The sequence below is a fragment of the Planococcus sp. ANT_H30 genome (assembly GCF_008369335.1).
GTDB classification, from domain to species: Bacteria; Bacillota; Bacilli; order Bacillales_A; family Planococcaceae; genus Planococcus; species Planococcus kocurii.
On the sequence record NZ_VOBJ01000014.1, the window covers coordinates 40,856 to 50,459 of the forward strand.

At 42.1% G+C, this 9,604-nt stretch carries 9 protein-coding genes; all 9 read left to right on the forward strand.

Translation table 11 applies throughout. From position 1 onward, the window contains the following. Positions 1–13 precede the first annotated feature (13 nt). The gene (ftsH, locus tag FQ085_RS17700) at positions 14–2,032 is read left to right on the forward strand and encodes an ATP-dependent zinc metalloprotease FtsH (protein WP_058386770.1); all 2,019 of its coding nucleotides are present in this window, start codon (positions 14–16) and stop codon (positions 2,030–2,032) included. A 115-nt stretch (positions 2,033–2,147) separates the two neighbouring features. Beyond that, positions 2,148–2,915 carry a type III pantothenate kinase gene (locus FQ085_RS17705; protein ID WP_149457271.1) on the forward strand — a complete coding sequence of 256 codons (768 nt, stop codon included), beginning with the start codon at positions 2,148–2,150 and terminating at the stop codon, positions 2,913–2,915. A 17-nt stretch (positions 2,916–2,932) separates the two neighbouring features. Then, positions 2,933–3,814, forward strand: coding sequence for an Hsp33 family molecular chaperone HslO (hslO, locus tag FQ085_RS17710; protein WP_149457272.1), 882 nt, complete (start codon positions 2,933–2,935; stop codon positions 3,812–3,814). After that, entirely contained in the window at positions 3,798–4,739 is a 942-nt protein-coding gene (locus FQ085_RS17715; protein ID WP_149457273.1) for a peptidyl-prolyl cis-trans isomerase, read from the forward strand. Before hslO ends, FQ085_RS17715 begins: the two co-directional genes overlap by 17 nt. A gap of 131 nt (positions 4,740–4,870) precedes the next feature. Beyond that, complete coding sequence (cysK, locus tag FQ085_RS17720; RefSeq protein ID WP_058386766.1) at positions 4,871–5,812, forward strand: cysteine synthase A; 942 nt, start codon at positions 4,871–4,873, stop codon at positions 5,810–5,812. A 126-nt stretch (positions 5,813–5,938) separates the two neighbouring features. After that, complete coding sequence (gene folP, locus FQ085_RS17725; protein WP_058386765.1) at positions 5,939–6,751, forward strand: dihydropteroate synthase; 813 nt, start codon at positions 5,939–5,941, stop codon at positions 6,749–6,751. Beyond that, a complete protein-coding gene (folB, locus tag FQ085_RS17730) occupies positions 6,751–7,116 on the forward strand; it encodes a dihydroneopterin aldolase (RefSeq protein WP_058386764.1) in 366 nt (121 codons plus the stop codon). Before folP ends, folB begins: the two co-directional genes overlap by 1 nt. Beyond that, positions 7,113–7,613, forward strand: coding sequence for a 2-amino-4-hydroxy-6-hydroxymethyldihydropteridine diphosphokinase (gene folK, locus FQ085_RS17735; protein WP_058386763.1), 501 nt, complete (start codon positions 7,113–7,115; stop codon positions 7,611–7,613). Before folB ends, folK begins: the two co-directional genes overlap by 4 nt. A gap of 168 nt (positions 7,614–7,781) precedes the next feature. Next, positions 7,782–9,266 (forward strand): lysine--tRNA ligase, encoded by a 1,485-nt coding sequence (lysS, locus tag FQ085_RS17740; protein WP_149457274.1) that lies wholly within the window; start codon positions 7,782–7,784, stop codon positions 9,264–9,266. Positions 9,267–9,604 lie beyond the last annotated feature (338 nt).

The window sequence follows — 9,604 nt, forward strand, 5'->3', positions numbered from 1 at the left end:
GAGGAGGCGCGGGATGAATCGGATATTTCGATACACCATATTTTATTTACTGATTTTCCTAGTTATTATCGGGATTCTGGGTACTTTCAACAATAGCAACCAGCCGACTGAAAATATAGGATATAACGAATTTTTAGAAGCACTTGAAGATGGCAAAATTGAAGAAGTCAAAATTCAGCCAGATGCAATGGTCTATGAAGTGACAGGGAAAATGACTGGATATAAAGACGGTCAGTCGTTTGTTACGAATATTCCGCTAGAAAATGAAGCGTTGACTGCTGAAATTGATGCAGTTGCAAAAACGCAAGACGGTGTTGAAGTTGAATATGTGAAAGCTCCACAAACGAGTGGTTGGGTTTCATTTTTCACAGGTATCATCCCGTTCATTATCATCTTTATTCTTTTCTTCTTCTTACTTAACCAATCACAAGGTGGCGGAGGCGGCCGTGTGATGAACTTTGGTAAAAGCAAAGCGAAGTTATATGATGATCAGAAACAAAAAGTTCGTTTTAATGATGTAGCAGGCGCAGATGAAGAAAAACAAGAACTTGTCGAAGTTGTTGACTTCTTGAAAGATCCGCGTAGATTTGCTGACATCGGCGCTCGCATTCCAAAAGGAATTTTGCTTGTTGGACCTCCGGGTACTGGTAAAACCTTGTTGGCACGTGCTGTTGCTGGAGAATCAGGTGTTCCTTTCTTCTCTATCAGTGGTTCAGATTTTGTTGAGATGTTCGTTGGTGTCGGAGCTTCTCGAGTTCGTGATTTATTTGAAAACGCGAAGAAAAATGCACCTTGTATTATTTTCATCGATGAAATTGACGCAGTTGGACGCCAACGTGGCGCTGGCCTCGGTGGTGGACATGATGAACGTGAACAAACATTGAACCAGTTATTGGTAGAGATGGATGGCTTTGGTGTAAACGAAGGCGTCATCATTGTTGCTGCAACAAACCGTCCAGACATTTTGGATCCGGCTCTACTTCGTCCAGGTCGTTTTGACCGTCAGATTACTGTAGGTCGTCCAGATGTTAAAGGTCGCGAAGAAGTTCTTAAAGTACATGCGCGCAACAAACCGCTTGAAGAAAACGTTGATTTAAAAGCAATCGCTCAACGTACTCCTGGATTCTCAGGTGCGGATTTAGAGAATTTATTGAACGAAGCAGCACTCGTTGCAGCTCGTCGCAATAAACTTAAAATTGATATGTCCGATCTTGACGAAGCATCTGACCGTGTTATTGCGGGTCCTGCTAAGAAAAATCGTGTCATTTCGAAAAAAGAACGCAATATCGTGGCGTTCCACGAAGCAGGTCATACAGTCATCGGATTAACGCTTGATGATGCTGAAACAGTCCATAAAGTAACCATTGTTCCCCGTGGGCAAGCTGGCGGCTATGCGGTCATGCTACCAAAAGAAGATCGTTACTTTATGACGAAACCTGAACTGCTTGATAAGATTTCCGGTTTACTAGGCGGACGTGTAGCTGAAGACATCATGTTCGGTGAAGTATCTACCGGCGCTCATAACGATTTCCAACGTGCGACGGCAATTGCCCGCAGCATGGTAACGGAATACGGAATGAGTGACAAGATTGGTCCAGTTCAATTCGGTACAGCACAAGGCGGTAACGTATTCTTAGGGCGTGACTTTAACTCTGAACAAAACTATTCAGATGCCATTGCCTTTGAAATCGATCAGGAAATGCAACGAATCATCAAGGAGCAATATATTCGCACAAAAGAAATTCTGACTGAGAAGAAAGAACTTCTTGAATTGATTGCGACTACATTGCTTGAAGTGGAAACTTTAGATGCAGGTCAGATTTTGCATTTGAAAGATCACGGTACACTTCCTGAACGTGATTACGAAACATTAAACGGTGATTTCGGAGACGACAGCAAACCCGATTTGACTAAAGACAGTGACGTTTCGGAAGCTGTAGGTGCTCCGTCTGATCCTTCAGCAGGAGATTTACCATCTGCAGAAGGCGAAGCGGCTCCTGTAAGAGATTCGATTCAAGAAGAACGTAAATAACAAAAACAACAAGCTGGTTGCCCATTCCCTTTTGAGGGGACAGGCAATCAGCTTTTTGCTTTCTTTAAATTATGGTATGATGTTTTGGAAATTCGTCAACAAGTGAGGGTAAATGATGATACTCGTATTAGATGCTGGAAATACAACGATTGTTCTGGGCGTTTACGACCAGGATCAGCTATTGCACCATTGGCGTATGGCAACTCTTCGCCACAAAACAGAAGATGAATACGGAATGCAAATCAAAGCATTTCTAGATGAAGCAGGATTAACGTTTTCATCAATAAATGGTATTATTATGTCTTCTGTTGTGCCGCCGATTATGTCTATGTTAGAGCGTATGTGTCAAAAATATTTTCGGGTAACGCCGATGATTGTTGGACCTGGTGTCAAAACAGGTCTCGATATTAAGTATGACAATCCTCGTGAAGTCGGTGCCGACCGGATTGTCAACGCGGTAGCCGCCATTCACGAATACGGTGGTCCGTTAATTGTTGTGGACTTTGGTACGGCCAACACCTTCTGTTATATTGATGAAAAGCAGCAGTATATGGGAGGTGCCATTGCGCCTGGCATTAACATTTCAACAGAGGCGCTATATGCTCGTGCCTCTAAATTGCCGCGGATTGAAATCGCTACTCCAGATCATGTAGTAGGCAGAAATACCATTTCCGCTATGCAAGCTGGTATTGTCTACGGTTACGTAGGTCAAGTAGAAGGAATCGTGACGCGAATGAAAAAGCACAGCAAAGAAAAGCCGATAGTGATTGCGACGGGTGGTATGGCTTCTTTAATTGCTAGCGAAACAACAGTCATCGACTATGTAGATCCTTTTTTAACAGTAAGAGGACTGTATTTAATTTACAAACGCAACCAAGCGTAAAGAAAGGGACGATAAATGTGTCAGATTATTTAGTTCGCGGCCTCGGTTTTAATGGGAGCGTCCGTGCATTTGCGGTAGATAGTACGAAAACAGTAGGAGAAGCGCAGCGTCGTCACATGATGTGGCCAACCGCGTCAGCGGCATTAGGACGTGCCATGACAGGTGGCGTTATGCTAGGAGCTATGTTAAAAGGTGACGATAAAGTAACCATCAAAATTGAAGGTGGCGGACCAGTTGGCGCGTTGCTAGTCGATAGCAATGCCAAAGGTGGCGTTCGTGGATATGTCTCTAACCCGCAAACTCATTTCGATTTAAACGCACAAGGGAAATTGGATGTTAGTCGTGCAGTTGGTACAACCGGCATGATGTCAGTCGTGAAAGATTTGGGAATGCGCGATAATTTTACAGGTCAAACGCCAATTGTTTCGGGAGAAATTGCAGAAGATTTCACTTATTATTTTGCTACATCTGAACAAGTACCGTCGTCAGTTGGACTGGGTGTATTGGTAGATACAGACAACTCAATTTTGGCGGCGGGTGGATTTGTTATTCAATTGATGCCAAATGTTGACGATGAAACAATCACGCAAATCGAAGAACACCTGGCCGGTATGGAGCCTGTGTCGCATATGATTCAGCGCGGCTTATCACCAGAAGAAATTCTTGAAGCGGTTCTTGGAGAAGGGAATGTTCAAATTCTTGATAAAATGCCGGTACATTTCGACTGCAATTGTTCCAAAGATCGTTTCGCAACAGCTATTCTAGGGCTTGGGAAAAAGGAAATCCAAGACATGATCGATGAAGACGGAATGGCAGAAGCGCAATGCCATTTCTGTTTAGAAACGTATCATTATTCCAAAGAGGAACTTGAGTCGTTTATTAATGAGCTCCAATTATAATAACCGTCGACCTGTATCACCGGCAGATACAGCGAAGCCGAAAAGACATTTAAAAACGAAGCCGGTACTGATGATCATAGGGATCTTGCTATTAGCTAATTTTTTGTGGTTTATTGCTTGGTTAATTCCAAATGATACCGGAAAGGCAGAAGAAGTCGCTTCAGTTAACGGACAAGCCGTTACACGTGAGCAATGGCTGGCTTCTATGGAAGAACAGCATGGCCGCGAAGCGTTACTCGAGTTGGTCAACGAAAAAGTCATGGCAACAGCAGCTAAGGATTATGGAATTGAAGTAAGTGATAAAGAAATTGACTTGGAATTGGCGCTTCTTCGATCATCACAAGACGGTACGGAAACAGCGTTGTATGCAGCAGACGAAACGCGTCAACGCGAAAAAATAAAAGCGCAATTGATTTTAGAAAAAGTGCTGACAAAAGACGTCGTTATTGAAGATGATGAAATCAAGGCGTTTTACGACGATAATCAATCACTTTATGATGTTAAAAATTCATACCGTACGCAAATGATTGTCTTAAATTCATCAGCAGAGGCGGAAGAAACCATTGCAGAGCTCGAAAAAGGCTCTTCATTTGAAGCGACTGCTCGTGAACGTTCCATCGACAGTGCAACTGGAAACCTTGGTGGCGACATTGGTTATATTTCTAATGGCGAACCGGGGGTAGATGCTAATATTGCCAAAGCGGTTACAAAAATAGAGGTAGGTGGATGGTCATCTCCGCTGGCGCTTGAAAATGGCAAAACAGCCATTATTTCTGTTACAGAAAAAGTAGATGGCCAAACGTTTTCTTATGAGGATGTGGCAGGTCACATTAGCCGTGAGCTAGCGCTTGAGCAATTGCCGCAATCGGTATCTCCAGAAGCTTTTTGGCAAGAGTTTGATGCTACTTGGTTTTATGGAGAATAGATTTTCACTAGACGTTTCGTGATAAAACGTCTTTTTTTATGAATTCACGAAGTTTGACAAAGGGTCTACAGTATTGCTAACATTAACTTTATTAAAGTCGACAAATTTACTAGGGATTAGGAGTGTTGGAGATGGCGAGAGTGGGAAATTCAATTACCGACTTGATTGGGCAAACACCAATCGTAAAATTAAATCGCTTAACGGGTCCTGAAGATGCTGATGTTTATTTGAAATTAGAATACTTCAATCCTGGTAGCAGTGTTAAAGATCGTATAGCGCTTGCAATGATTGAAGCGGCTGAGAAGTCCGGTGAGTTAAAAGAAGGTGATACCATCATTGAACCGACAAGTGGCAACACCGGAATTGGCTTAGCGATGATCGCGGCAGCGAAAGGTTATAAATCTGTGTTAGTGATGCCGGAGACAATGAGTATGGAGCGCCGTAATTTATTGCGTGCCTACGGAGCAGACTTGATTTTAACACCAGGTCCAGATGGTATGAACGGTCCAAATGGTGCGATTAAAACAGCTGAAAAGAATGCAGCTGAACACGGATGGTATATGCCGCAACAATTCAATAATGAAGCAAACCCGGAAGTGCACCGGTTAACGACAGGTCCTGAAATCGTTGAAACGATGGGCGATCAATTGGATGCTTTCATTGCAGGGATTGGGACAGGCGGTACGATTACGGGCGCAGGCCAAGTGTTAAAAGAAAAATATCCTGAAATAAGTATAGTGGCAGTAGAACCTACGGATTCTGCAGTTTTGTCAGGTGGTAAGCCAGGACCACATAAAATTCAAGGTATTGGAGCTGGCTTCATACCATCTGTGCTAAACACCAAAGTCTATGATGAAATTATCCAAGTAACCAACGATCAATCATATGCAACAGCTCGTCAAGCAGCGCGTGAAGAAGGCATTCTCGGAGGGGTATCTTCCGGTGCTGCCATCTACGCTGCACTTCAAGTTGCTAAACGATTGGGTAAAGGCAAAAAAGTATTGGCGATTATTCCGTCTAATGGAGAACGCTACTTAAGTACACCACTGTATCAATTTGACGAATCAAATTAAAAGATAAAAAGAGCAGGCCTATGCTGCTCTTTTTTTATGGGAAAAAACTGATCAATTGAGGTAAAATGAAGGCGTGCTTGCATTTTCAAGAAGCAATACATATTCCAAGTTTGGACGTGAACGTTTATGGAAATCAATTTTACGAATAAAACGCTCGTCATGGGTATATTAAATGTCACACCAGATTCTTTTTCTGATGGTGGTAAGTACGCGGGTGTCGAACAGGCATTGAGTCACGCTAAACAGATGGTAGAAGAGGGTGTGGATATTATTGATGTAGGGGGTGAATCTACACGCCCGGGCCATGTCCGGATTTCAGATCAAGAAGAAATTGAGCGGATTGTGCCAGTCATCAAAGCTTTACGAGAACATTTTGATGTATTGATCTCTGTCGATACGTACAAATCGCGTGTAGCGGATGCGGCTATTGCTGCTGGAGCCCATATTATAAATGATATTTGGGGGGCGAAGTTTGATCCGTTAATTGCGAGTGTGGCTGCTAAATGGAACGTCCCTATGATTCTTATGCACAACCGACATCATGCGTCCTATTCGAATTTCCGAGAAGACATGATGCAGGATTTAAGTGAAAGTATTGAAATTGCTTTAGCTGCCGGCGTGCGTAAAGAGCATATTTGGCTCGATCCCGGTGTTGGTTTTGCTAAAACAGTAACGCAAAACCTCCAAGCGATTCAGTTGGTTGAGCAAATGGTGGAATTGGGTTATCCCATTCTTCTGGGTACCTCAAGAAAGTCATTCATTGGAAAGATTCTAGACACCACTGTTGAAGAACGCTTAGAAGGTTCGCTCGCAACGATTTGTTGTGGCATAAGTCACGGATGTCACGTAGTTCGTGTGCACGATGTAAAAGAAACGGTGCGCACAGTTCGAATGATGGACGCGTTAACGGGCAAGCGCCCGTATAAGGAGGAGAAATAATGGATTTTATTCACGTAAACGATATGGAATTTTATGGTTACCACGGTGTATTTCCTGAAGAAACAAAATTAGGTCAACGATTTCGTATGACGGTTTCATTGGCAGTGGACCTTCAGCAAGCTGGAGAGACTGACGCTCTAGAACATACAGTGCATTACGGAGAAGTCTATGAAGCTTGCCGTTCAATTGTCGAAGGAGAGCCGAAGAAATTGGTGGAAGCTGTAGCGGAAAGTGTAGCTAGCCGAATTCTAACAGATTTTCCTTTAGTGCAAGGCGTTCGTGTACAACTAATCAAACCAGATCCACCGATTCCCGGTCACTATAAATCCGTGGCCATTGACTTAACGCGAGGAAAGTTCGCATGAACCAAAGTTATTTATCACTCGGCTCAAATATGGGTGACCGTTTCGAAATGTTAAGACAAGCTGTCTTGCAACTTTCAACATTCCCGTCCATTACAGTTACGCGCATTTCTTCTCTGTATGAAACAGATCCTGTGGGATATAAAGAGCAAGAGCCTTTCTTAAATATGGTTGTCCAACTCGAAACGGAATTAAATGCAGTCAAATTATTGGATGTTTGCCAGAAGATTGAACAAAATTTAAATCGTAAGCGCCTTATTAGGTGGGGGCCACGGACAATAGATCTTGATATTTTATTGTATAATCAAGATAATATAAAAAATGACAGACTTATTGTTCCGCATCCACGAATGGATGAACGGGCTTTCGTTATCGTGCCGCTACTCGAAATAAACCAGGAATTTAAAGTGGAAGATAATTTCGAAGTAGACGGTGTTCGTTTATGGAAGTCCTACAAAGACATTGAAATGTTTTTGCAAGACGTACGAATGGAGTTGTAACAGAAATTCCGTTCGGAAGAATTGGTGGACTCAAAAGCTTTTCGCAACACAGTAAAAAAGCTGCCACAAATTCGTGGCAGCTTTTTTATGTAGTATGGTAAGAAATTGTGTACAATAGAGAAATACATGAATGAGATTTAGTGTTAAACAGATAAAGGAGTGTAGGGCATGTCAGAAGAATTAAACGATCAATTGGTAGTTAGACGTCAAAAAATGCAGAACTTCCGAGACAACGGAATGGATCCATTCGGTGGACGATTCGAACGGACGCACTTGTCGCAAGAAATCATTGAGCAATATGGAGAGTTTTCTAAAGAAGAGTTAGAAGAAGCATCGTACGAAGTAGTTATTGCCGGACGAGTTATGACCAAGCGTGGAAAAGGGAAAGCTGGATTTGCCCATATTCAAGACTTAAAAGGCCAAATTCAAATTTACGTTCGTAAAGATGCTATTGGCGAAGAAGCTTACGCGTTTTACAATACAGTTGATCTAGGAGATATCCTAGGGATTAAAGGGATTGTATTTAAAACAAATGTAGGAGAACTCTCTATTAAAGCAAAAGAAGTGGAATTCCTTACAAAGGCATTACGTCCTTTACCTGAAAAATTCCACGGCTTAAAAGATATAGAGCAACGTTACCGTCAACGTTATTTGGATTTGCTGACAAGCGAATCTAGCAAAGAGACCTTTATCCTTCGTAGCCGCATCATTCAATCTATGCGCCGCTATTTAGATAACGCAGGATTTTTAGAAGTGGAAACGCCTATGCTTCATTCAATCGCAGGAGGAGCGGCTGCAAAACCATTCGTAACTCATCACAATGCGTTGGATATGGAATTGTATATCCGCATTGCAATTGAACTTCATCTAAAGCGATTAATTGTTGGTGGTTTAGAGAAAGTATATGAAATTGGTCGTGTTTTCCGTAACGAAGGAATATCAACTCGTCATAACCCGGAATTTACGATGCTGGAACTATATGAAGCTTATGCAGATTATAATGACATTATGGCTCTTACTGAAAATTTAGTTGCGCATATTGCCCAAGAAGTGCTTGGAACAACTACGGTACAATATGGAGAAGATGAAATTGACTTAGCGGTGGGCTGGAAACGACTACACATGGCTGATGCAGTGAAAGAATACACAGGTGTTGATTTCTGGAAACAGATGACGAAAGAAGAAGCTCAATCTTTAGCAAAAGAACATAGCATTGATATTAAACCTACAATGGAAGTAGGGCATATCTTAAATGAGTTTTTTGAGCAAAAAGTAGAAGAGCAATTGGTTCAACCAACCTTTGTTTACGGACATCCTGTTGAAATTTCGCCTTTAGCTAAAAAGAATCCTGATGATGAACGTTTCACTGATCGCTTTGAATTGTTCATCGTACGACGTGAGCATGCGAATGCTTTCACAGAATTGAATGATCCTATCGATCAACGTCAACGTTTTGAGGCGCAATTGATTGAGAAGTCAGAAGGAAACGATGAAGCTCATGAAATGGATGAGGATTTTATTGAGGCGCTAGAATACGGATTGCCGCCAACTGGTGGATTGGGAATTGGTATTGACCGTTTAATCATGTTGTTGACGAATTCTTCATCTATTCGAGACGTGTTATTATTCCCTCAAATGCGACCTAAAGAATAAGAGAGTGTTTCAAAAAAGCCGGTTTAAAGGGGTTTAACCTTTAAATCGGTGATTTTTTAAAAAAGTACTTGTATCTATTTCGAAACGATGCTATACTATTTCTTGTCGCGTTTTTCATAATAAAAGATGCGAAGAAAACATTAACAAAAAAGTTGTTGACTTCTGAATGAGAAGTTGGTAATATTGAAAAGTCGCCATTACAGAAACGGCGAACAACTTGAACCTTGAAAACTGAACAGCAAAACGTCAACAAATAGCAACGGCCGCGCAAAACGGCCCGCGCAAAACTTACTGATCAGCATCACGCAGATCAAAGCGAATCGTGCGTCTTCGGACGG